General features: G+C 74.5%; 1 protein-coding gene. It reads right to left on the reverse strand.

Annotated features, from left to right (window positions below):
- Positions 1-537, reverse strand: a 537-nt coding sequence (locus tag ACLD7X_RS18210) for a tripartite tricarboxylate transporter substrate binding protein (protein WP_411425097.1), incomplete at both ends; no start/stop codon positions are given.

The following is a 537-nucleotide window of genomic DNA, read 5'->3' on the forward strand; positions in this document are numbered from 1 at the left end:
GGCACGTCGTGCAACAGCGTGCCGCGGCGCGGCGCGGTATTCGCCAGCGCCCGCATCCGCCCCGCACGGAGATGGGGCAGCGCCTCCAGCGGGCTCACGAATTGCGCATCCGTCACGCCGCCCAGCAGCGCGGTGGTGGCGGGGGCGGAACCGCGGAAGGGCACATGCAGCAGGTCCACCCCCGCCCGCGCCCGCAGCAATTCGCCGGCCAGGTGGACGGTGGTGCCGGTGCCCGATGTGGCGAAGCTGACCGTGCCGGGCTTCGCCCTGGCCGCGTCGAGGAAATCGCCGAGGTCACGGAAGCGGGAATCGCCCCGCACCGCCAGCAGGATCGGCGTTTCCGCCGTCAGCGTCACCGGCACCAGGTCGGCCACGGGATCGAAGCCGGGGTCGCGCTGCAGGGCGGGCAGGATGGCGATGGCGGAGGTGGTGTGCAGCAGCGTGTGCCCATCCGTCGCCTGCGCCACCGCGCGGATGCCGAGCGCGCCGCCCGCGCCGGTGCGGTTTTCCACCACCCAGGCCTGGGCGGTCAGCCGC

Source organism: Aphanothece microscopica RSMan92, assembly GCF_046613545.2.
In the GTDB taxonomy this organism is placed as follows: domain Bacteria; phylum Cyanobacteriota; class Cyanobacteriia; order PCC-6307; family Cyanobiaceae; genus NIES-981.